Source organism: Segetibacter sp. 3557_3 (assembly GCF_004354985.1).
GTDB lineage: Bacteria > Bacteroidota > Bacteroidia > Chitinophagales > Chitinophagaceae > Segetibacter.
The window spans coordinates 78,723-103,994 of sequence record NZ_SMSK01000019.1; the positions used below are offsets into that span (position 1 = coordinate 78,723).

Here is a 25,272-nt window from a genome sequence, read left to right on the forward strand (position 1 = left end):
TCGTGCTCAATGGTTTTAAATACCAGGGATTTGATGTATTTTATGCAACTCACTTCCAACCAAAGCTATTTACATGTCTTCCTTCACACCTGATCTCCCCGGATATACCCCTGTGCAAACCGGCTTTGAAGCTCCTGCCGATGGCTCACCGTTACACCGGGTTTTTGGCCTCGATGTACTCCGGGGTATTGCGGTAACTGGTGCCCTGTTTATCAGCATCTGGATATTTGGTGGCCTTACAGAAAACCGCCAAAATGGAATCACTGTACAATCCGGGGGTATGGACTATTGGCTCCTGAATACGATGAGCGTTATCCTGGAAGGTAAAATGCTCACATTAATTGCCCTCGTATTTGGAGCAAGTATGTTATTGTATTTATTTGCCGACAACAAATTTCAACGACTCCGCAATGCCGACTTCTTTATGCGTCGTCAGTTGTGGCTCATCGCCATCGGACTTATCAATGCGCTGGTTTTCTTATGGTCAAACGACATCGTTTTCCATCTTGGCCTTATGGGTGTGCTGCTTTTTCCTTTTGTGCGGCTTACAGGTAGGGGCCTTCTTGTTGCCGCCCTGCTTGCCGCATTAATCTTTAGTGGAAAAAATTATTGGCGATATGCTGACGATCAGGAAGTATACACCAAGTACCTGGCTGTTACGCAAGTGGAAAAAAAGTTTAAAAAAGACTCTGCGGCAAATGCAAGAGCCATTGCCGGTAAAGCTCTAAAGGACACTTCAGCTAAACAGGTAAAAGACACACTTACAAAAAAACAGAAAAACGAGAAAGAGGCCTGGCTGGGGCTGGTAAAAAACACCAAATACGATCCTAAGAAAGACGAAGAAAAGCACAAAGCCATGCGGGGCGGTTCATATGCCAAACTCTGGAACCACCAGTTGCAGGGTACACAGGGCAGAGAGGCGCAATGGACTTATCAATTTGGTATATGGGTGCTGGGGGCTGCCATATTGTTGGGTATGGCCCTACTAAAGTTTAATTTTTTTGATCCTGGATTTCCTGCTCGTAACTACCTCCTGATTGCTTCTGCCGGACTGGTAATCGGACTGTCTTGTTGTTGGTTCAGGCTTCACTACACCCGGCTTGCCCTGCTGGATTACCAAAAATACATCACCCGACCCCTGCCATATAACCTTTTGTTTGGCTTTGAAATGTTAGCCCTGGCTTTGGCATATGCAAGTATGATGCTTCTGCTGGTAAAGGTTCAGGTATTAAAACCGGTGTGGCGTGTTTTTGCCCTTGCGGGGCAAATGTCGCTTAGTAATTACCTGCTGCAAAGTATTATATGCCTGCTCTTCTTTACGGGTTTGGGTCTTGGCTACTTCGGACGGTTGCAACAGTGGCAGTTGTATGTAGTTGCTGCAGAAGTGGTATTGGTTAATCTTGTATTTAGTTTTTTTTGGTTATCACATTTCTCCTACGGTCCTGCAGAATGGTTGTTGCGGTGTTTGGTATACAAACGATGGATTACCAACCGGCGCAACAAAGTTTTTGAATCCACGATCGCTTTATCCTGATACATCCACGTTTACCCTACCACTATGGAACTTCCTACCGCAATTGAAACCAATACTATCGCAACAGTTGCAACGCCTGCAACCGTAACCACCAAACCGGTAGACAGCGCTGACCGTTTACAAACGGTCGACATGATCCGTGGTGTAGCACTACTGGGTATTCTTATGATGAATATTCCGGGTTTTGGCATTCACTGGAGTGTTTATGATCCTATACTAAAAGGGTCTCCACGCAATGCAGATTACATCACCCTCGAAGTTGTTGAAACATTTTTTAGCGGAACCATGCGTGGTTTGTTTTCGATGTTGTTTGGTGCCGGAATGATCCTCTTTACGCTGAACAAAAAGGAAGCACCGGGTGGCGTAACCGTTGCCGAATATTATTACCGGCGTTTGCTTTGGTTAGTATTATTTGGGGTGTTCAACGCCTATGTGTTGCTTTGGATCGGCGACATTTTATTTTTCTATGGGCTGTGTGGGATGCTCCTTTTTCCATTCCGGAAACTGGATCCAAAATGGCTCGTGCTGATCGGCCTTTTGTGCATGGGTATTGGCATGCTTAAAGGGGTGTTATCGTACCAGGAATTCCGGGCGCCAAGGATGGCGTATGTTGAGGCAATTGCGGCGGAAAAGGCAAACAAAAAATTAACCGAGAAACAAAAAGAGGCTAAAGCAGAATGGCTTAGAATAGAAGAACGGCGAAAGCCCGATACCTCGCGGATTGGAACCGACCTGCGAACGATGGACTCGGGTTATCCAACAATCTTTAGTGATTTCATTCCGCGTAACTCCGGCAGCGAAACCTGGGGAATGTACCATGGATTATGGGATATGCTCATGATGATGTTTATCGGGATGGGCCTGTTCATGTGGGGCTTTTTCTCCAACCGGTTGTCCACCTCAAACTACACGATGACGCTGTTGATTGGTTATGGACTCGGGATACCGATCAGTTATATCATGTTCAGTAAAGGATGGGTTGGCTCCAGGAATTTAGGTCCTTATCTCGACAGGTACAGCATGACGCACGAAATATTGTACGACCTCAGGAGGTTGCTGTTATGCCTGGGTCATGCGAGTTTGTTGTTGTTAATCTATCGCTCGAAAGTAGTGCCCTGGTTGATGAAGGCCCTTTCTAATGTTGGGCAGATGGCCTTTACCAATTACCTGATGCAAAGCATAATTTGTACGCTCTTTTTTTATGGTTATGGACTGAGCAAATACAATGAACTGCGGTATTATCAATTGTATTATGTGGTAATTGCAGTCTGGATTTTCCAGATCATCTATTCAGCCATTTGGCTCAGGTATTTTCGCTTTGGGCCATTCGAGTGGCTGTGGCGTTCGCTTACCTATTGGCGATTGCAGCCTATGCGCAAATAGACCGGAACCGGGGAGATTTTTTGGTCGCCGGCATTGGTTTACATGGCGTCGATGGTTGCCCGCCCGGCTGCGCCACTCGGACGGGCGACGCTCCGTTCAATGGCATAACCATGTTGAGCAATAACCATTGGCAGGAAAGAATCTCTGCTTCAAGGTCGTCATTGCGAGTTTACGGAGCAATCTCTGCTTCAAGATCGTCATTGCGCGTTTACGAAGCAATCCCATGTTCTGTATCGTCATTGCGAGTTTACGAAGCAATCTCTTCAAGGTCTTCATTGCGAGCGCATCGCAGCAATCCTATGTTATGGAAGTAAGTACACCACTTCAAGCAGAATCCGTCCTTGTTCATTTACGAAGCAATCTCTTCAAGCTCGTCATTGCGAGTTTACGAAGCAATCCTATGTTATGGAAGTAGTACACCACTTCAAGCAGTATCCATCCCTGCGCGTGTACGAAGCAGCTACAATTGCTTTAAGTAAGTACGTCCACATGTGAGAAACGTAACAGTGAATTGCTATCATTAAGATGACAATGCTACAACAAGGGATTGCTTCGCTGCGCTCGCAATGACGGTGCAGTGCTACGCAAATATCATCGATGCTAAAACAAGGGATTGCTTCGCTGCGCTGCCAATGACGGGGTAGTGCTAAGCAAGTATCATCGCTGCTAAAACAAGGGATTGCTTCGCTGCGCTCGCAATGACGGTGTAGTGCTAAGCAAATAGTATCGATGCTACAACAAGGGATTGCTTCGCTGCGCTCGCAATTACGACCGGCCAGAACAAGGGATTGCTTCGTTCCGCTCGCAATGACGGTGTAGTGCTAAGCAAATAGCATCGATGCTACGACAAGGGATTGCTTCGCTGCGCTCGCAATGACGGTGTAGTGCTAAGCAAGTAGCAGCGATGCTACAACATGGGATTGCTTCGCTGCGGTCGCAATGACGAACCCGCAACAGCTGACATACACACTCAACATAATCATTCTCCCGGATGATACGTGCGTTCAGCATTTTTTATGAGCTGATCTTTATAAAAGTACACGTTCTTAAACTGCCCGTTGATAAAGCCATTCGCCTGGTCGTTAAAGTGCTTTGAGTCGGGATCAAAAGATTGACCACCGGTTAAGATAGACCTGGCCTTAATTTTTGGACCAAACTCCACGACTGCTACAAAGCTGTTCCCGGCTTCTCCATAACCCCTGCCGGATGCAGTCCATGAAGGTTCGAATGAAGGCAGCGATCCAAAGATTGATGAGGCAAGCCCAACCGGTAAGCTCGACTCGTCGTCGTCAAACTGCTGGTGTACTGCGCCACTCAGTCGTTGATAACGATTAACCGTTCCCCACGGTACCTGCCACTTACCATGCATCTTTGTTTGTTGATCAACAACATGGCTTAACATGTTCACCAGTATTTCGGGATCAGTTGTTTTCGCAAACCGGGTAAACAGGTCTACCTGGTTGAGGCTTGGCTCATGCGCAATATTTTGGTAGCGATAACGCAACAAAATATAACCCCATTCTACAGCCAGCGTAGTGGCAACCGAAGCTTTGCCCGATCTTTTGTCCCAAGCCCTTAATATGGCAATCGGTGCGCTTAATTGTTCCTTTTGAGGATGGTTAGCCGGAAGTGCATCGTATGCGTAAAACAGCGGTGGTAACAGGCTATCAAAAGCAGGCAGGTAATTGTTATAACCGACATCAATTAATTTCTGCAAGTTGAAGGAGGGCTCCTGTTGCAATAACCTGATGGCCAATAACGACCGGAAGTTTTCTCCATCCGGTGCCATATAAGCCGGGTAGTTGCGGCTGTTAAGGGTGTTGAAGCCTGAAGCACTAAAAGGGGTGGAATTACAATTCTGCAACCAGCCGCTGACAGGATTGAGTAAGTGGACGATTTCGTCTACCTTGTGATTACCCTGCCATTCGGTCTTTGATGTGCTTCCATCCAGGGGAAGGCTGGTATTTAAAGTGCTGTCACGTTTTGGTATAAAGTTGCCGTGCCAGTAAGCAATGTTGCCCTTATTGTCGGCGTATAAGGTGTTTGTGGAGTTGTTCGATTGAAGTTCCAGGGTTTGCTTATACGCTTCGAGATCTTTTGCTTTGGTGCGTTGCCATGATTGAATAAGCCCGTTAAGTGAGCGGTTACGTTCCTTTAAGCTCAGCCAATGACCATTTCTCTTCCCCATGACAGGACCATGATGGGTATAGTATGCGGTGATGGAAGTCTTCCGAAGGTTGCCGTTTTTCAAATAACTTAAAGCGTGTTTTTTAGCCGATACGTTCCTTTGTTGCCCGTTGTAAGCGTACACGTAATTGTTGCCCTGCCTGCTTACTTTTTCTTCGTAAACATCCGCAGCGTCGGCGAGTGAAGAAGTATGCATCCATCCACAGTTTTCATTGAAGCCCTGGAACACAAAAAACTGTCCCCAGGTAATTGCACCATACGCATTTAAACCTTCCTCACTGACCATGTGCATCTCAGTTCTGAAGTAAAACGATACATGCGGATTGATGTACAGCAATGCCTGCCCGGATGCAGATCTGGAAGGTGCAATGGCAAAGCCATTTGAGCCATCAAGCTCCTGCGGAGGGGCCGACCTTTTAAGCGATGCCCCTGGAGCACCTTGTTCCTTGTACATCCGTTCAACATCCTGCGACGTGATTCCCCCGGTTTGGGTGGCGGTATAGCCACCATCGGTAAACATAAGAGGAAACCATGGTTCGAAATGCGACAATACCTTGGGTTGATTGGGGTGTAAAGCGATGTAGTAATTAATCCCATCTGCAAATCCCTGGCAAAGCTGCTTTAGCCAGGTGGGGCTCCTATCGTAATCTGATTTTGCCGCAGCGGTGTCATAAAGCAGTCGCATCTGCAAATCTTCATACAAAAGTGACTCACCTTCGATTTCCGCAAGCCTTCCAAATCGTTCGATATAATTTCTTTCAACCCGCTCAAAACTCTCTTCGCATTGGGCGTACATAAGCCCAAATACCGCGTCCGCATCTGTTTTGCCGTATACGTGTGGTACTCCCCAATTGTCGCGGATAATTGTTACCCTGGACGCCCGTTCCTGATACGCTTTTATAGATGGCTTATTTCCTGTTGAACAGGCAAACTGGTGCAGCAGTAATACAATGAAAATGGGCTTCATGTTTTTATGGTCTCAGCTATACCACAAGTTAACCATTAGCCTTCATGCGTAAAATCCGCGTTGGGGAATCAATATTGTTATTAGAGCCGCCTGTCCGATTGTATTGCTGATTAAGGCTCTGCAATTACAAGAGTGCGACGCCCGTCCGACTAGCGCCGCCGGGGCGGGCAAGGATGTTCAATAGTAATGGGGTAGCCGGGTCCATAAAAGTTGCTACCCAAATGACTTGGATGTAAAATGGGCAACGACCTAAAGGCTTGTTTGTAAAGGCACCGGTGTTCCTGAGCACCTAATCTTTTGATGCTTATGTTCAATGTCGTTTAGTTAAGCCGATTATGTAATTTGTTTGCCCAGCTACTTCCAATCGTACAAGAGTGCGACGCAACGATGTCCTATAGAATTCCTGTGGCCGGGTCCATAAAAATTTGCTTAACTAAACGGCATTGGCTTATGATTCACTATTTCATCTGCCTGCACACACATCCACAGTTATGGTATCCATTGCTCATTTTTCAAAAAGTCAATCAATCTCGGGTCATTGGTCGACATTGGCGGAAGCCATAGGTCTAAACGTTCCCGGTTCCATACCAGTCCTTGTTGATTGCGGGGTGTAGCAAAGCGGTACCTGTACAGCACTGCGCGAATATACTTTGGGGGGTTGCCGGGGAACGGATTCTTGGCAAACAGGGACAACGTGCCAGGATCGTTATGCAGTAGTTTCCAAACAAGATTTAATGTCCAGGGGTATTCGTATGGAGAAGACATGCTCGCGAACCACATTTGCCAGTCTAATCGCAGCTGGTAAGGTGCTATTTGTGGTGGACGTTTATCGAGGTGTACAGGCAAACCTTTGTATACATACGGTTGCCAACCTGCATGGTTGCTTGTGTCGGTATTGTTTGTGCCTTCGAAAATAACATTTAAACGTTCCTGCCCTACGGTGCCAAATGCGCCATAGGTGTTTACAAGATCAAGCGGGTCAAAGGAAGTATTCATGATCTGGCCAGGGGAAAGCATGTTGATCGCCGGCCGGAGACTCAGCAGGGCGATAACAACCGTAACCACCCAGGCAGTTGTGCGCATAGGCCTGGACTCAATCCCGTTTTCCGCAGCTATAGTTGCCCTCCGCACCAATCGACCAGGAAGAATTCGTGCCCAGTAGCCATCATCAAAACAGGCAAGGGCAGGAACTATGGTTAGCCAATTCAGGAAAGAAAGATTACCGCTAATGATGATGGTTAATTGGAAAACTACGATTACGGTTCCGGCGATATGCCGGGCAATCCTGGGCCAGAATACAAACAAGGGCGCGACAACTTCAGCGATATGGTTAAACCAGACGCCTACACTTAATACACTTCGGGGCAGGAAATGAAACCATCGACTAAGCGGGCCTGGGATGGGCTGTGTTTCGAAATGGTAGTTGAGCGCCGTCGCATTACGCCATATCTCATCTCCCCTGAGTTTGATCAGCCCGGCACCCAACATAATGCGAAATACTAGCCACCGGAATAGAACGATGACCGGCATCGGGGGAGCATATTTCGGAAATGGCCGGGCATCGAGCAGGGGACATAAGAAAACTGCAAGGAAGCCTGTTTCGGTAAGCTGAATCTCCCAACCGTAGCCATACCATTCCTGTCCAACATGGTTAAACGACATATAGAGTAACCACATGACAACAAGCATGAGTGCGTTCGCATAGCCGGCAATTACAACACACGAAAGCAGGAAACCGATCCATGCTACCGTTAGCAGGGCAGTATCAGAATGACCAAACCAAAATACCGATGGCAGCCGCAGGAAACCTGCGGTATCCGATCCGAGTGCAGCGCTTACTTTATCAAGGTAAATTCCAACCGGAGTGAGCCCGTTTGATCCGATCAATGGAAGCACCTGGTTGATTGCAACCAGGAAGGCAATGGCATAAATCAGTCCCAGCAACCGCAGGATTACAAAACGCGTGAGCCAATAGGTAGGTTTATCCGGTACTTCCTGGATGTCATCGTAGGGTACAGCTGTTTGTTCCATTGCCGGCGCTTTGGTTGTATTAAGTAAATTATAGATATGAATTTTAATTACAAAAATTAATCCGACAAAACAGGCAGCCAGGCCAGGGTTTTACGGTTAGCAGGTTCGTTCATACCACAACTTTTGTAAATTTCCTTATGTAAAATCAATAGTTGCAAAATGCGCAGATTTCGAAAGCTTAACATTGAACTGCCACTACAACCTACCTACGACCAAAGGCCGTGGCTTGTTGGAGGGGTGTTATTTGCAGCAGTTTTTCTGTTTTTCGCCCTATATGCGTTCCTGAAACATAAGGGATATTACTAAACCACTCGCAGCCAGGCTTAGGTGCATGCTATGATTCTCATGGGGCGTTATCGTTTTTTTAGGGCGAATGAGAGGTTTCCAACCCGCTTTGAAACGGAAAAAAATAAATGTTCAAATGACTGGATTAATTTAAATTTAGAAATCTATTGTCGGAAGACAATCGGCGATACTGGCTAAACTATGAACAAGTATGATAAAACACTTTTACGCTTACTTTTTTACGGTAATACTTCCTTCTGCTGCTGTCAGCCCTAACCACTCTTCGCCAGGCTAAGCTTCTGTTATATGTTTGTCAGGATTATGCTGCGTTTTTAGAACGTATCACGTGAACTATATGCCCGCAGGTTACTTCTGCAGGCAGTGCCTTCTTTATTCCAATCATTTAAACTGAAACACTAGTTACATGAAGAAAATTCTACTCCTCACCCAGGTATTTGTGCTGTTTACAGTTGCTGCCTTTTCTCAGTCAGACCGCTTTTGGACGATGAACAACGAAAGCCGAACCAGCATTGTAACCGACAAGTCGGTTTCCAGGCTCAGTTATCCCACGGCATTTAAACTATTTAACCTGAATGCTGCTCCCTTTCAGCAGCAATTATTCGCTATTGTCGGCGCAAGTGCTGCTAAACGTGCAACAGTGATTTCTATTCCTAATGCGGATGGTAACCTGGAAGACTTTGAAGTCGTTGAAGCATCCAACTTCGAACCGGAATTACAGGCGCGGTTTCCCGAAATCAGGGCGTTTTCTGGTAAAGGCATTACCGATAAGTTTGCTACCCTCAAGCTGAGTATTTCTCCGGATGGCGTACAAACAATGGTTTTCAGAACAGATAATGACAACGAATTTATTGAGCCCTATTCAAAGGATCGTAAAGTATATGCTGTATACCGGTCGCACCGGGAAAAAGGCCAGTTGCCATGGAACTGTACTACTGAAGAAAAGCAACTTGCCGCGGACATCAATTCGCAGGTCGCTCCTGTAGCAAGGACCGGAAGCTCCAGCGGGCAATTAAAAACCCTCCGCCTGGCCCAGTCGTGTAATGGAGAATATGCCAATTATTTTGGCGCCACAAGCGCCTCGCAGGTAGGGCTTGTAATGGCTGCCTTTAACGCAACGCTTACCCGCTGCAATGGCATTTACGAAAAAGACCTGGCACTTCACCTGAACCTTATTCCAACTACGACATCAGTGATTTATTATAATCCCAGCACCGATCCATATACCACGATGTCGAGCTGGAACCAACAACTGCAAACAACCCTGACTAATGTTATAGGAAACGACAATTATCATATCGGTCATATGTTTGGTGCTTCGGGGGGCGGTGGAAACGCCGGTTGTATTGGCTGTGTGTGCATAGATCCTACATCCAGAACTCCGCTTGGGAAAGGCTCAGGTATTACATCCCCCGCCGATGGGGTGCCAATGGGCGATAATTTCGACATTGATTATGTAGCACATGAGGTGGGCCACCAGTTGGGGGCTAACCACACTTTCTCCAAATCACTGGAAGGAACAGGCGTAAATAAAGAAGTTGGTTCAGGTATCACCATCATGGGTTATGCGGGCATCACCGCCCAAGACGTGGCTCCGCATTCAATTGACATCTTTCATCAAACATCTATTGAGCAAATACAGGCTAATCTGGCAGGAAAAAGCTGCCCGGTATCGGTAAGCGCGGGTAACACCGCGCCGGTTATTGCACCCGTAAGTAATTACACCATTCCCATCAGTACACCTTTTGCGCTTACTGCATCAGCAACCGATGCCGACCGCGATGCCCTTACTTATTGCTGGGAACAAAATGATAATTCCACCACATCAGGAACCGGCAGCGTAGCTTCGCCGACAAAACTTACCGGTCCAAACTGGTTAACATTTCCTGCAAGTCAAAGCGGCACGAGAAGCTTTCCCACATTGGCTACCATCCTTCGCGGTGCAATGATTACCGGGCCATTAGCTGGCGGCGATGCAGGAGCAAATATCGAAGCGTTAAGTTCTGTAACCAGGGCTTTAAACTTCAGGGTTACCGTCAGGGATAACCATCCCTACTCGGCAACATCGGTTGCTCAAACATCTTTTGCAGATGTAGTTGTAAATGTGACAAACACTGCCGGACCGTTTAAAGTAACGGCGCCTGATACGAATGTTAGCTTGCCGGCAGGTAGCGAAACAATAGTGACCTGGAGTGTAAATGGCACTAACACGGGAGTGGTAAATTGCCAGGCCGTAAACATCCTGTTGTCTACAGATGGTGGTACTACATTTACAACCCTGGTTTCAGGAACTGCAAATGATGGTGACGAAGTGGTTAGACTACCGGCGACTTCCGGCACCACCAACCGCATAAAAGTAGAAGCCGTCGGCAACATCTTTTTCGATATCTCCGATGCGAATTTTACCATTGGCCAGGCCACGGTAACCTGTGCAAATCCAACAGCCTTAACCGCTTCAGCAATAACATCAACCAGTGCTACTGTGAGCTGGACAGCAGCCGCTGGTGCGAACAGTTATGCTGTGGATTACAAGTCTGCCGAATCGACAACATGGTTAACTGTTACAGGTAATACCACGGGAACTTCAGTTAATCTATCAGGATTACTTCCTGGTACGACTTACGACTATAGGGTGCGTTCAACTTGTTCGGCGGGAACCAGTTCATACACGCAGGCGCGATTCACCACGACCGGTGTTGCCTGCGCAAGTCCGACTGGTTTAACGTCGTCAGCAATTACGGAAACCTCGGCTACCGTTGCGTGGACCGCTTCCAGCGGAGCTAACAGCTACGCAGTGGATTATAAAACCACTTCGTCCTTAAGCTGGCTTGCAGCAACTGCTAACACTACCACTCCATCAGTCAATTTAACGGGTTTAAATGCCGGCACCAGTTACGACTGGAGGGTACGCGCAAACTGTATTGGCGGTTCGAGCAGTAATGTACAGGCCCAGTTTACAACCCCTGCTCCACCATCTACTTGCCCGGGCAGCAGTGATGGGTCTGGAAATGGAACTACCGGAGGTGCTGCGCTTATAGCGTTGAATACCGAGATAAAAGGCCGGATAGACGTAAGAGGGGATGTTGATTATTATAAGTTCGTAGTAACTACACAACAAAACATTACAATCTCCTTGTCAACCCTACCTGCAGATTACCAGCTGGATTTGTTAAGCAGTTCAGGTGCGCTGGTGCAATCATCTGCAACCACCGGGTTGGCTAATGAGACCATTACCAGAACGTTGGCGGCAGGTGACTTTTTTGTGAAGGTCTATCCCAAAAACAATGGAGCATTCAATGCATCGGCTTGTTATACCTTAGCGGTGACTCCGGCGACTACGAGAATGGCCGATGCTGAAAACATCGAATATGTGGGAACGAAGTTAAACGTGGCACCAAACCCGGCTCGGGCTTCGGTTAAGCTGGCGTTCAATTCGGAGCTTCGTGGAAATGCCATGGTAATGGTAATCAATCAAACCGGTTCGATAGTATTGAAACGAAACCTTGCCGTAAATGCCGGGGCAAATAACAGCGCCCTTGATATAAGTAATCTTTCAAACGGTGTTTACATATTGAGAATACAGACCGGTACGGCTACACAACTGGCCAAACTGGTGATTGCGAAATAAACGATCATAACAAACAACCAAAAAGGCTGTCTGAAAGGACGGCCTTTTTGTTTTTCGCAGGTTATAAAAGTCAAAAATTAAAAGTCAAACTGTTATGCCGGGTCACCATTACAGGTTGGCTGGCTGTATGTGAAGATCAGGGCTTGTGTTGGTTTAGGCTTATAACACCCTCTGCGGAGTCTCTGCCTTCTCTTGTTCTCTGCGGTGCCAAAATGTAAAATGAAAAATGTAAAATTTAAAAGATAGTTCCTGCGCAGCTTGGCGGTGTACACAAACCTTAAAAGCAGTGTTTCCTCCTTTTCAACTGATCAACCAATCAACTGATCCCATCGCGAATCCAATTCTCTACCGCTCTTGTTCCCTGCGGTGCCAAAATGTAAAATGAAAAATTTAAAATGAAAAAGAGAGCCCCTGCACGGCTATGCATTCACCACAAGTATAACAAAGCGCCACCGATCAACCTACATCCGCACATTCGCCAATCCGTAATCCGCCAATCCAATTCTCTGCTTCTCTTGTTCTCTGCGGTGCCAAAATGTAAAATGAAAAATGTAAAATTAAAAAGAGAGCTCCTGCGCAGTTTCAAGTAGAAATACAAGTCTTCAATCGCTGTCTCAACTCTCAACTGATCAACCAGTCTCCATCCGCCAATTCGCCAATCCGTAATCCGCCAATTGTTACTTTCGCTAAAAAGCAGCATGAACATTTACCAGCAACGCCTGACCCTCCCGGAAAAGAAAAGGGGTTTTCATTTGATCACCAACGAGGTGCTGCGAGCCATGCCGGAACTTGCGCACATTAAAACAGGGATGTGCCAGGTGTTCATTCAACATACTTCCGCATCACTTACCATTAATGAAAACGCAGATCCAACAGTAAGAAAAGACTTTGAGATGTATTTCAACAAAGCGGTGAAAGAAAATGATCCCGATTATGTACACGATTACGAAGGATCGGATGATATGCCCGCCCACCTGAAGGCAGCCTTGCTGGGCAGCTCGGTGCTCATCCCGATAGCAAATGGAAGGCTGGCCTTTGGTACCTGGCAGGGCATCTACTTTTGTGAGCATCGCAATCACGGCGGACCAAGATCACTGGTGATAACGGCATGGGGTGTATAGCCCTGATTGTTCTGCAGTCAAATGCAGGTTGTAGTTTGCTGAACAAAAAGCCAACTGTACTAGCGTGCGACGCCCCCGTCCGAACCGGGTTCATCCGGGCGGGCGCCCGGCTGGTGCATTCGGGGGCAAGAAAGCTAAATAGACCTATTCTGCCGCGCCCATGATTCTGCTTCTTTCCTTTGTTGCGGGTTAGATGGAGTCCCTGAAATTCACTATCATGCACAATGCCCCAGCCCCAAACTGCTTATAACCATAAAAGTCCGGCTCTGGTGGCCCTATATGCTGCGCTGGCTGCCTTTCTTACCTATACCATGATCTTTGGCTTTCGGAAATCATTTGTGGTTTGCACATTTGATGGCTTAAAGGTGTTTGGGATGAATTATAAGACGGTGTTGGTGATATGCCAGGTGCTCGGCTATATGCTGGCAAAGTTTTACGGGATAAAATACATCAGCGAATTGCGCAGGATTGGCAGGGGGAAAATCATCCTGTTGCTGGTGGGTATTGCCTGGTTCTCGTGGTTACTATTCGCACTCGTGCCGGTACCCTACAACATTGTATTTTTATTTATCAATGGTTTTCCGCTGGGCATGTTGTGGGGTGTTGTTTTCAGCTATGTAGAGGGTAGGCGAAGTACGGACTTTATTGGGGCTGCGTTGGCGGTAAGTTTCATATTTGCATCAGGGTTTGTGAAGACTGTTGGGGGTTTGTTATTGCTCGAATTTCAGCTACCGGAGTTTTGGGTGCCATTTGCTACAGGGGTGGTGTTTGCGCTGCCGCTCTTGCTTTTCGTATGGATGATGGAAAGGATCCCACCGGCGGATGACGGTGACAAGCGGGAAAGAATGGAGAGGTTGCCCATGCCTCCTGAGAAACGAAAGGAATTGATCCGGCGGTTTTTACCCGGGCTCGTTACCTGCATAATCATCTACACCTTTGTAACGATCTTTCGCGATATCCGCGACAACTTCAGCGCCGACATGTGGAAGGAGATGGGTTACCTTAATCAGCCTGCGCTGTTTTCGAAAACAGAAACACCCATTACGATCCTGATCCTTTTCCTGATCGGCAGCATGACCTTGTTGCGAAAGAACTTTTTTGCGTTTATGCTCAACCACCTGGTGATTGCTGCAGGTTTCGTGGTGGCGGGGGTATGTACCTGGCTGTTTAGCAAAGGTGAGGTTTCGCCTTTTTGGTGGATGACCCTGACCGGGCTCGGCTTGTATATGGTGTACATCCCTTTTAACGCGGTGTTTTTCGAGCGAATGATCGCGAGTTTTCGTTTTACCGGCAATGTCGGTTTCCTCATCTATATATCCGACTCATTTGGCTATCTCGGGAGTGTCGGGGTATTGTTAAGCAAGGAGATCTTTAAAGTTAGGCTCAACTGGGTGCAGTTTTTCTCCAATAGTGTTATGCTGCTCTCGGTTTTTGGCCTCCTGTTGACCGCCTTTTCGGCGTGGTACTTCTGGCGAAAGTATACCAGCTTAGAAATGCGGGCTCCGGATAGCGTACCTTGAAAGCCGGCCTGACTAACCACCTAAATGGTACTAATCGGGTCAGCAAAGTACATCACATTCCAGGTAGCGCCACACTGGCGAAGGATAATGTAGATCGGCAGTTGACATGTGGCCCTAACCAGGTTGATGAGTGTCGGTCGATAAAGAGATTTTTCTGGACCCAACTGCAGAATATAGATGCGATGTCGTTTAGTTAAGCAATCGTTTTTGACCAAGCCCCAGTTTTTCATTGTACTGTTTACCATTATTGGGCAAATTAAGCCAGCAAAGGGCTCTACTAAACGGTATTGAATAGAGAAAAAAATCGTTGCCAGCCCGCTGCGCGTTCGGACGGGCGTCGCACTCCTGTGCCGCAAGCTTTACGGGGCAGCTCAAACCAACAAGCGGCTTAACCCGGGTGATAGGGCATGAGTACCGCACATCTTGTACAGCCGGGTGTTCCCTTTAATGGGGTGGTACATGCGAGTTTATGTTAGCACAAGTGTATGCAGGGTGCTGCAGTTCGCCCATGTTGCTGCCGAAGTACTTCGATATCAAGGGGTAATTGAGTTGTCTAATCTTATGACGAAAGTTTCTCTGGGAAGAACATAAAAAAATTTTTCTGAAAACGATAAACGCCTATTTTTGCAACCCCTAATACAATCAACGTATCAGGGTCAAACTCCTCCTTAGCTCAGTTGGTTAGAGCATCTGACTGTTAATCAGAGGGTCTCAGGTTCAAGTCCTGAAGGGGGAGCTGAAAATCAAGCAGTTATGGAGTAAAATTCATAGCTGCTTTTTTATTTGCATCACATCATGTTGAAGCATTAAAAAAGGCCCGCAATAAAACATTGCAGGCCTTTTAATTTGGTTCCAACAGCTATTCAAGGCCGGTGCAGTTACATTTTGAACAGTTCCCCTAATTTGGTGTGCAATTCTTCGCCACGCAGGTTCCGGGCAATGATCTTTCCATTAGGGTCTACCAGGAAATTGGAGGGTATCGCGGATACACCGTAGAGCACAGCTGATTTTGCTTTAAAGCCTTTTAGTTCGGATACCTGGGTCCATGGCAAATTATCTTTTTTTACTGCGCCGAGCCATGCTTTTCTGCCGTTATCCTCATCTAAAGAAACGCCGAGTATGGTAAATTTCTTGTCCTTATACTTGTTGTAAGCAACAAGCATATTGGGGTTCTCTGCGCGGCATGGCTTGCACCACGATGCCCAGAAATCAATGAGTACATACTGACCTCGAAAATCAGAAAGTTTGACCGATTTTCCGGTAGTGTCCGTTTCAGTAAAGTCCATTGCAGCTACCCCGGTGTTGGTTTTTTTGCCCGTCTCAATCACATCAAGCAATTTCTTTCCTGCCGCGGATACCCGTACACTTTCGGGCAAACGTGCGAACCTGGCAGCTGCGGTATCCGGATTAAAATTATACGCCAGTTCCACTTCCCTGAAGACACCCAGGGTGATGTAGGAATTCGGATGCGCAGCAATAAAGGCGCGGTTAACGCTATCGTACCCGGTTTGGGTTACCCGCATAATTTCGCCGGCCGCTTTCATCCAGGCGCTGTCTTTACGCTGCTCGGGACTCATCTTATTATATACAGCAACTATTGAGTCGGCAACCCGCTTATAAGGCCGCTGCCACATTCGCAACCGCTTTTCATCGTCGTTGGTAACGGAACCTTTTACTATCGCATGCGCAACCGAATCTGGCGAAGTGATTGTTATATCGGCGTTCTCCAGGTAGAAGACCATGTTGTCCTGCCTGGAAAAACGGGGCCTTGTAATAGTATCGTGTTTAACCAAAAGCTCGGCTGCAGCAGGGGCGCTAAGTTTACCGCTAAAGGTAAACTGGCCGTTGTTCAGCACAACAGAGTCTTTAACCTTGTTGCCATTATCGCTGTAGCTAAGATAAGCCGTGGCAGGTGCGCCAAGGTTGCCAATCTTTCCATGTAGTGTAAATCCCATTTGCGCAATCACTCCAAGAGGCAGGCAGCACGCCAGCGCCACGACATAATTTTTTATCATGTTCTAATTTTTTTTATTAATCAAAATATTTGTTGGCTACTTAAGCATTACTTCAAGAGGCTGAGTAGAATATTTACAAGTACAAGAGAGTGACACAACGATGTCGGGCACCGTTACTATGCTGGCCCAAAAAAAATTTGACCCGTGTTTAACCTATCTTGGGCGTACCCCCAAGCTTCGCAAGGGGTCGGGCTTTTCGTTTCAAGTCCTCGCCACTCGTGCCTCGTGTCTCCGGGCTTTTCACTGCAATCCCTTACGCTCACCGCAACCAGGTTTGTACAATTGCATGACATCTTAAACAGGCAAGTGAGGTTAAATAGCTTGGGTTTGTTATACTTCTATTTCAGTCAAGATCATTTCACCAGCTCCTTCAGCTTGTCGGTGAGCGCCTCGCCACGCAGGTTTTTTGCGATGATCATACCCTCTGGATTAATAAGCAGGTTCTGCGGCACTGAATTGATGCCATACATCAGGGCCACTTTATTCTGCCAACCGTTTAAATCACTTACATGGATCCAGGGCAAGCCATCCTTTTGTACAGCACCTTCCCATGCTGCCTTTCCCTGGTCGAGCGATACACCTACGATCTCGAAGTTTTTACCCTTCAACTCCTGGTAAGCCTTTACCACATTTGGGTTTTCTGCCCGGCAGGGAACACACCAGCTGGCCCAGAAATCGACCAATACATACTTACCCCTTAATGATGACAGCTTAAAGGGTTTATCATTTAAGTCGTTCTGGGTAAAGTCTGTCACTTTTACGCCCGCCTGCCTTCTCTTGCCAATCTCAATTTTCTCGGCCGTGCGCTTGCCCAGTTCGGACGACTTTAGTTGAGCTGAAAATTTGTGGAATATGGGTTCTACAACAGCGGGGTCAAATTTGCTGTCGAGTATATAGTAATGATAATTATACAAGCCCATAAACGAATTCAAATGCGACTCCACGAACTTCAACCTGGTATCCTTGATTTTAGCAACCAGGTAGGTTACGCTATCGGATGCTTTCTTTCGACCTTCATCTTCTTTGGGCTTTTTCGCAAATTCATTATTTAACCTGATGATGGAATTGGTGAGCGGACGTGTTAATGCCTCCAACTCGCGGTTTTCCTTTTCAGCTACCGACCCTTTGACCGTTGCATTTTTTATCGAGTCGGTGGCTGTTACCGTAATGGGAGCATTCTCAATAAACAGCCCCAACTGATCAGGGTTGTACCTTTCGCCCGGGGTGTTGAGCCGCTTGACCCGGAGGATAGCCTGCGTTGGTTCACTTAAAGAACCATTGAGTTGAAATACCCCATCCTTTATGTCGGCGGAGTCAGTGTCCTTAAACGCACCGCTTTGTACGGTGGCCAGGTAAACTTTCGCGGGCTCCTTTAAGCCGGAGATCTTGCCAGAGATGGTGTAGCCCTTTTGAGCCATTAAGCAAACGGGCAGGCAGCAGGCTGCTGCGAGTATATATGTTTTAATCATTTATTCTTTTTGTACGTTGAGTTGATTTTAAGATGGGCGATTTACCGGTAACGAATACCAATTCGTATGCTGCTTTGTATTGTACTTTTCTATTTGCTAATTGTTAAGGATTGTCTTTCATCTGTGGGTTTTCGCCTAGGATCTTTGGCGGAATGCGGAAGACAAACTGGTTTACATTATTCAGCGTAAATGTTTCCTTAACTGCACCATTGGCATCATAAACTTTATGTACAAAATTGATGGTACCAAACAGGGGATCCACTGAAAGCCGGCGCATATCGAACCAGCGGTAACCCATTACAGAAAACTCGCGAATACGTTCTTCCATGATAAACTGCAACAAAGCCAGCTTGTTTGCCTGAACGGGGAGGGGCACTTTTGCGTCGGCAGCGGGCATACGGGTATTACGGAAAAACTCCAACTCAGCAACAGCTGCTGCCAGGTCATCCTTTCTTGCCAATAGTTCTGCCCTGAACAAGTGTAGCTCAGGTACCCTCACACCCCAAAAACTAACGGTGGTGCTTCCTCTTCTTAAGAGCTTAAGACCATTGGGAAAAGTAAAGGAGTTTGTGAGGTACCTGGTTCTGCGCATATCGGTTGCACCGTACAATGCCTCTGCTTCCGGTGTTAGAAATACCAACGATTGTGAGCCGCTTAAATAACCATTAGTCATAACCTTTGCATATACATTTTCCTGGTCGTTCGGTGCTGTAGGAAAGCCCGGATTTGTAGTATTCAAATTATACAGGGCTGTTGGTACGGCCGACTGCGACAGGTTGCTGATAGATTCATTCAGCAAAGGCAGCGCCTCGGCATATTTACCCATAAAAATATACACTTTGGCCAGCAAGCCCTGTGCTGCGGCTTTCGACATACGCGACCGATGCGGTACGCCTACCTGGGTCAGGTTGGGTATAGCAGTGGTGAGGTCGCTTACGATCAGGTCATATATCTCCTGTACGGTTGCCCTTGTATGCGGACCGGCGTTAATGTCGGCTTTCATCATCAATGGAAAACCCGGATCAGTGGCAGCAGTTGCAGGATTGTATGGCTTGCCGTAATAATTAATCAGTAAAAAATAGGTCCATGCACGGCCCGCATAAGCTTCTGCCTGCAGCGATTTTTTAATGGCTTCAGAACCATCCGTTGCTTCCATTACTTCATTGATGATCTTGTTGTACAGGTACAATCCTTTTACCGGGGTAAGTGTTTCCCTGGCATCCTCTTCAGGTGTATAGATATTGAAATCCCATTTAAATAATTGCTTATCCCTGTGCGATGCCCCGCTCCACGCCGGTTCTTTCACCGTCACTTCGTCGCCCGGCAGCACCTGGCCGTCGGAACCGGTGATTACAATTACGTCAAGATTATTTAATAGCAGGTCGTAATCGCTGGTTTTGCTGGCAATTACCCTTCCCTTCGGGAGAATTTCCAGGAATGATTTCTTACACGATATAATAAAGGCCAGCATCCCGATGAATAAGGTTATTTTATATACGTTACGCATGTTGAACTTGAATTAAGAGTTAAAACGAAAGATTAACGCCAAACGCTACGGTGTTTTGATTAACCGGAAGTACAAGGTCCTGGAATTCGGGGTCGATGCCATACTTGTTGGCCTTCCACAACATTACATTGTTCAGCTGTACCCTAAAGGTTAAACCCTGCGAATGTATTTTGCTTACCAGGTTTTTTGGCAGATCGTAAAACAGGGTGATATCTCTGAGTTTTGCAAAGGAAGCATCGAGCACATTATTACTACCCCTTGTAAAGTAGTCGGTGTTGGTAAGGGCGGCAATAGGGCTTGCATTTGTTATATAAGGGGGTATATCAGTGATTGCTTCATCGCCGGGTGCTTTCCACCTGGCAAGAAATTCCGGAGACATGTTGCGGGTTAATGGACCGCCAAAAATAAGGTTACGGTTCCTTCTCATTTTATGGCCCATCTGGTAAATAATATTTGCGCTAAGCCTAAGGTTCTTATACCGGAAGTTGTTGCTAAAACCGCCATTCCATATCGGCTGGTAAGTGCCCATGTACAGGATGTCCTCGGGTTTGGTAATGGCCCGGTCGGTGGTTTCTTTACCATCTGCCAGCCTGATAACAGTTTTGCCTGTATTGTCGAGCCCAACATAGTCGTAGGCAAAAATGGTAAAAGCAGAATATCCTTCCCGCAATGCCTGTTGTACCTGGGTGGCACCGGTCGTTATTGCAGCTCCTGTTGTAAACCTTACAATCTTGTTCCTGTTGTAAGCAAAAGTGAGTAAGCTGTTCCAGTTAAAATTCTTGGTTTGCACATTCACCGAATTCAAACTAAGCTCAATGCCTTTATTGTGGATGTCGCCTTGGTTACCTACGATTGAAGCCCAGCCATTTAAACTGTTTGGATAAATTAGCCCGATCAGGTTATCGGTTTTCTTATCGTAAAGGTCTATACTGCCGTGCAGCCTGTAGTTTAGTACGGCAAAGTCGAGACCCATGTTGAGTGTTTTGGTTCTTTCCCAGGTTAATTTAGGGTTGCCAGCCGTGATTATCCGCATGCCAATGTTCCCGGGGAAAAATGCACTGCCCGATGGTCCTGTAATATCTTGCGAGGCGGCCGTGCCGGCATTCGGTGAGTTCCCGGTAATGCCATAGGTCAATCGTACCCCCAGTTGTTGTAACCATTCAGCCGGACGCATGAACTCTTCGTTGCTGGCCATCCATTTTGCACCCGCACTCCAAACGGGTTTGTTTTGCGCCGACTTGTCTTTACCAAACAGGTTGCTCTGGTCGATCCGCGCACTTGCATTCAAGGTGTACTTCCTGTCGTATGTGTAAGCAGCATTGCTATAATAAGAGGTGAAACGCGAAGTAACTTCGTTTGTAGAAAAAGCATCGTTGGTAAGGGTACTGGCGACGCTTACATAGTTAGGCCAAACGGGATTCATCAGGAAACCACCCAGGGTTTTATAGTCAACTGCGGCAGAAGTAAGCAGGTCTTCGTCGAAGCCCCTTACACGGCTGGTGGTGTTGGTAGTAAATTGTTCCTGTGCCTCCTGGCCTGCCAGGGCTGTCAACTGGTGTTTGTTCCACGACCGGTCATATACAAACTGGTTTCGGATGGTCCAGTTGCGGTTGATACCATTCATCGTTGTAAGGCGGCCGCCATTCGTTGGCAAGCTGTACACGGGTAAAGTGGTGGCATTTGGAGCAACCGTAAAGTGGACGATCTCCCTCCTTACCGCATAGCTCGAAAGTCGCTCGAGATCGGTTTGTTTTCTTGTTCCCTTAATGTATCCGTAATTACCAACGAATTTAAGTCCCTTAAATAGGTCTATCTCTAAGCCGCCATTAAGACGCAACTGCAAAAACTCATAATTGGTGGTGCTGCGTTCAAATTCATCGAGTGGATTAAAATCGAGACTGATGCGGCTGCGGGCTTCCCAGGATTTCAATACCGAGTCGGACACGCCGGATACGTAAGGAGTGGATATATTACTGCCTTTCTCATCGCGGAATAATTGGTAAGGCAAAGACTGGTAATTGGTTTGATAATTCTTTTTGGCTGAACTGATGTTGTTGGAGAGATCGGTTAGAATGCTTACACGCATCCATTTGGCAGGTCGGATATTCTGGTTCAGGTTCAACTTATAGTTCTGGTTTTTTTCGCCTGGCTGATCACTCTTTGTATCCGTGTAGCTAAGTGATCCGTAAAAGGAATATTTGTCGCTACCGCCGGTAAGCGAAAGCGTGTGGTTGCTCAGTGTTGCCGGGCGATAAAACAGGTCGCTGATTTGCCCATGGTTATTGATGCCGGCCAGGCTATCGAGTTGCGCATTGGCCCGCCCACCTGTTATTAAACCTCGTGCCTGGTTATAGAGGATAACATCATGAGGAGTGAGAATACTACCGGTATTAGGAAAAGAACCCACGTTGCCCCAGGGGTATTGAGCCTGGTAACCAGGGGTGTTAAAAATGTCTTTCGCAACATCAATAAACTGGCCGCTGCTTAAAACAGGGGTATAGTTCAGGTTAGGCCTGCCCTGTACATTTGTAAAACCGCTGTAGTTTACGCGGAGCGAGCTGTTGAATGAACCCTTTTTGGTCGTGATCACAATTACGCCATTAGCAGCACGGGCACCCCATATGGAGGCAGCAGTAGCATCCTTCAACAAAACAATGCTTTCAATGTCTTGTGGGTTGATGTTAGATAGCCCGGGCATCATAGTGGGATCGTCCTGCGGGTTAGGCGAGCCAAGGTCGGGCATTACCAGCCCGTCTACAACGTATAGCGGCTGGGTACTGGTGGAGGCCCCGGTGCCACCCGTTGTCGAAAGGCCACGCACCAGCAGCGGACTTCTCAACGGTGTTTGGTTTACCACAAGCCCAGGCAATAAACCGTCGAGGTTTTGCAGTACGTTCATTGATGTGGTGCGGTTTGCAACAATCGCCATATCGGCTTTTGCAAAAGAACCAGCGCTTCTCTCTTTTGAGATCGTTTGATATCCTGTGTTGACGCTAACACTAACAACGTTCATTGCCGTAACCTTAGCAGTTAGTGCTACCGGTCCAACATCAGTACGGCGGTTTACCGGTGTTTCGTGGCTCTGCACCATTACACCAGAAAAAGCAAGGGTCGCATTTTCATCTACCTCCTTTAAAACAAATTCTCCATTGCCATTCGTTGCTGTTCCTTTGTTGGTGCCTTTTACGGTAACGGTGACACCTTCAATTGCTTGTCCCTTTTCATCAACGACCCTGCCTCTTACATCGATAAACGGCGGCAGTTTAAAACTTTGTTCTGTTGATTGAAGGACCACTAATTTTTTTTTATGGATGACTATGGTCTTATCGATAATCTCATACGACAGGTCCTGCTCTTTCAAACACATTTGTAATGCTTGTTCCAAAGGCAGATCCCTTACTTGTATCGTAACGTTTTTAGCTCCTTTTAATAGATTGTCTTCGTACCAAAAAGTATATCCGGTTTGTTTTTTTATCTGTAAAAAAATCTTCGATAATGAAGCATCTTTTTCGGACAGGTTTACCTTCTGCGCAATCCCTTTTGCGCTAACCTGTACACATGCAAGTAATAGAAGAAAGGCAGTAATTCTCATTGTCTTGTTAATTTGAGTCGGTATGCCGGAAAACATAGAAAAGATCCTGTGTTTACCATAGGGCATACAAAGAGCATTTGCCATAAACTGTTTGTATAGGGTTTGGTGATGAAAGCGGATTATAGATGTAGTAATTGAAACCTGAACGTTAAAGTAATGGGATCAATCCCGTGTTTTTCCCGGCTGATGGTTTATCAAAAACTATGATTTTACAATTAGTTTACGTCCTTCAACCGTAAAGCGAATTCCGCCGGCCTGCAGGATCCTGAGCAATTGTGATAAGTTCACCGTTCGCGATATCTCGCCGGAAAATCTTCTGTCGGGTATTGCCCCTTCGTATCTCACCTCTACGTCATACCATCTTGCAACCTGACGCATAATACTCTTTATGTCTGCACTTTTAAAAGCAGTAAACCCGTTTTTCCAGGCTACTACCTGTTCGAGGTCTGCATGGTTTACGATCGTTAAGTTATTTGCGTCGTTGAATCTTGCTTGTTGACCTGGAGTCAGATCATCCCTGTTACTTCCATGAAGTATGGCTACTCTTCCTTTGATCAGGGTTGTTGTGGTTGTATTTTCTTCAGTATAAGCATTGATATTGAAATGCGTACCTAAGACCTGAACCTGCATTGCTCCAGCACTTACAACAAAAGGTTTTGCTTTATCCGGTGCTACCTCAAAATAGGCTTCACCTGTAATTTCAACTGTTCGATCGTTTCCGGGAAACAAGGTTGGGAACCGGATTGAGCTTGCAGCGTTTAGCCATACCATAGTACCGTCAGGAAGTTCTACCTGGTATTGCCCTCCCTTCGGGGTGCGAAGGGTATTGTAGGAAACCTCAGTATTTTCTACCCCTTCCTTGGCGGCAGTATATTTCAGCATACCGGTTTTTAATTTTACAACCGCTGTTTTGCCCTGGGCGGTAAGATTGCCATCAGCTGCGCTTTCCAGGCTAATGCTGCTACCATCTGCCAAAATCAAAACGGCTTTATTACCACCCGGTAAAATGTTGGCAGGATTAGTTGTTGATTGCTGAACTATCCTTTGTTCTGGTTCGCGCTGAGCCAGGTAGACGATAAGGGCTGTGGCGGCGATAAGTAAGACAGCTGCATAGCGAAACCAGTTACTTTTTAAATAATGAATTCGATGAACAGGTGCGGGAGAAAATGCCGGACTCCGGATGATTTGTTGGTAGAGGGCAGCGCCAATTAAATCTTTGTTTTGGTCATCTAAAGATACATCCTCTTGCTGCTCATACCAGCGTTCAACCACGGCCACCTCCGCTGCACTTGCAGTGCCGGACAGGTAGCGTTCCAGTAGATCTTTAGGTGGGTTGGGTTCCATACCTAAGTATATACCCTGGATGAAGGCTAGGTACTAGTTGTATCTAAAATAAAAATAACAACAAGGCATTATAGCCGGAGAGGTCTTTTCTAAGCCGTGCGATGGCGGTGGTAAGTGTATTCTTTACGGTCTGCTCAGAAATGCCCAATGTGTCGGCTATTTCCATAGTACTGAGGTAATCAACCCGGCTAAGCTGGTAGATCTGTCGCATCCGTTCAGGCAGTTGGGATACCTGCTGGCTGATTAGATCCTGCAGCTCTTTGTACTGCAGCAATTCGTACGAAGTTAATTCAGCTGACATGAGGCTTTCCAGGCCAGGTGGAAAAGGGATCGTCTGTTTTGATTGCCTGTGGAGCTTTTTGATAATGCTGTACTTCAATGCAGTAAATAAGTAAGGCTCAAGAGAACTATTAAGCTGTACCTTTTTCCGGTTACGCCAAAGGGAAATGAAAACTTCCTGCACCACATCCTCGGTATCAGCCTTGTTCCCACATCGGCCACGTGCTTTCTCGTAAAGCGCTTTCCAATATCGATCATAAAGCACCTGAAACCCCGCGTGATCGTTGTCTACCGTCAGCAGATCTTTATCGGTATAGCTTAAATAGTCAGGCAACAGAACAAAGATTTAGGTTCTATCCTCGCAAACTATACCAAATATTTTAGAATGGATG

13 protein-coding genes and 1 tRNA gene are annotated in these 25,272 nt (G+C 46.7%); 6 read left to right on the forward strand and 8 right to left on the reverse strand.

Features of this window, described 5'->3' with window-relative positions:
* The first annotated feature begins 73 nt into the window (after positions 1-73).
* On the forward strand, positions 74-1,534 hold the full coding sequence (locus tag EXU57_RS21425; protein WP_133270312.1) for a DUF418 domain-containing protein: 1,461 nt from the start codon (positions 74-76) through the stop codon (positions 1,532-1,534).
* A 24-nt stretch (positions 1,535-1,558) separates the two neighbouring features.
* On the forward strand, positions 1,559-2,917 hold the full coding sequence (locus EXU57_RS21430) for a DUF418 domain-containing protein (RefSeq protein ID WP_133270313.1): 1,359 nt from the start codon (positions 1,559-1,561) through the stop codon (positions 2,915-2,917).
* 979 nt (positions 2,918-3,896) lie between these two features.
* Here EXU57_RS21430 and EXU57_RS21435 read toward each other — a convergent pair.
* Together EXU57_RS21435 and EXU57_RS21440 are read right to left on the reverse strand one after the other, a co-directional pair.
* Positions 3,897-6,071: a penicillin acylase family protein gene (locus EXU57_RS21435; protein WP_133270314.1), complete on the reverse strand. Its 2,175-nt coding sequence runs from the start codon at positions 6,069-6,071 to the stop codon at positions 3,897-3,899.
* A gap of 489 nt (positions 6,072-6,560) precedes the next feature.
* On the reverse strand, positions 6,561-8,102 hold the full coding sequence (locus EXU57_RS21440; RefSeq protein WP_133270315.1) for a lipase maturation factor family protein: 1,542 nt from the start codon (positions 8,100-8,102) through the stop codon (positions 6,561-6,563).
* 709 nt (positions 8,103-8,811) lie between these two features.
* On the opposite strand from EXU57_RS21440, the gene EXU57_RS21445 reads away from it, so the two are divergent.
* From EXU57_RS21445 to EXU57_RS21460, 4 genes are all read left to right on the forward strand, one after another.
* The gene (locus EXU57_RS21445) at positions 8,812-12,033 is read left to right on the forward strand and encodes a reprolysin-like metallopeptidase (protein ID WP_133270316.1); all 3,222 of its coding nucleotides are present in this window, start codon (positions 8,812-8,814) and stop codon (positions 12,031-12,033) included.
* 698 nt (positions 12,034-12,731) lie between these two features.
* Positions 12,732-13,154: a secondary thiamine-phosphate synthase enzyme YjbQ gene (locus EXU57_RS21450; protein WP_133270317.1), complete on the forward strand. Its 423-nt coding sequence runs from the start codon at positions 12,732-12,734 to the stop codon at positions 13,152-13,154.
* Between the two features lie 224 nt (positions 13,155-13,378).
* Entirely contained in the window at positions 13,379-14,674 is a 1,296-nt protein-coding gene (locus EXU57_RS21455) for a DUF5690 family protein (RefSeq protein ID WP_133270318.1), read from the forward strand.
* Between the two features lie 662 nt (positions 14,675-15,336).
* A tRNA-Asn gene (locus tag EXU57_RS21460) sits at positions 15,337-15,410 on the forward strand.
* Between the two features lie 142 nt (positions 15,411-15,552).
* Here EXU57_RS21460 and EXU57_RS21465 read toward each other — a convergent pair.
* The 6 genes from EXU57_RS21465 to EXU57_RS21490 all read right to left on the reverse strand — a co-directional run bounded on the left by EXU57_RS21465 (position 15,553) and on the right by EXU57_RS21490 (position 25,214).
* Positions 15,553-16,689, reverse strand: a complete 1,137-nt coding sequence (locus tag EXU57_RS21465) for a TlpA disulfide reductase family protein (RefSeq protein WP_133270319.1) — start codon at positions 16,687-16,689, stop codon at positions 15,553-15,555.
* 353 nt (positions 16,690-17,042) lie between these two features.
* Positions 17,043-18,158: a TlpA disulfide reductase family protein gene (locus EXU57_RS21470; RefSeq protein WP_133270320.1), complete on the reverse strand. Its 1,116-nt coding sequence runs from the start codon at positions 18,156-18,158 to the stop codon at positions 17,043-17,045.
* Between the two features lie 103 nt (positions 18,159-18,261).
* On the reverse strand, positions 18,262-19,665 hold the full coding sequence (locus EXU57_RS21475) for a RagB/SusD family nutrient uptake outer membrane protein (protein WP_133270321.1): 1,404 nt from the start codon (positions 19,663-19,665) through the stop codon (positions 18,262-18,264).
* Between the two features lie 19 nt (positions 19,666-19,684).
* Positions 19,685-23,257 carry a SusC/RagA family TonB-linked outer membrane protein gene (locus tag EXU57_RS21480; RefSeq protein WP_165958233.1) on the reverse strand — a complete coding sequence of 1,191 codons (3,573 nt, stop codon included), beginning with the start codon at positions 23,255-23,257 and terminating at the stop codon, positions 19,685-19,687.
* Positions 23,258-23,458: 201 nt separating this feature from the next.
* Positions 23,459-24,601, reverse strand: a complete 1,143-nt coding sequence (locus EXU57_RS21485) for a FecR family protein (protein WP_133270323.1) — start codon at positions 24,599-24,601, stop codon at positions 23,459-23,461.
* Between the two features lie 43 nt (positions 24,602-24,644).
* Positions 24,645-25,214: an RNA polymerase sigma factor gene (locus EXU57_RS21490; protein WP_165958234.1), complete on the reverse strand. Its 570-nt coding sequence runs from the start codon at positions 25,212-25,214 to the stop codon at positions 24,645-24,647.
* Positions 25,215-25,272: the final 58 nt, after the last annotated feature.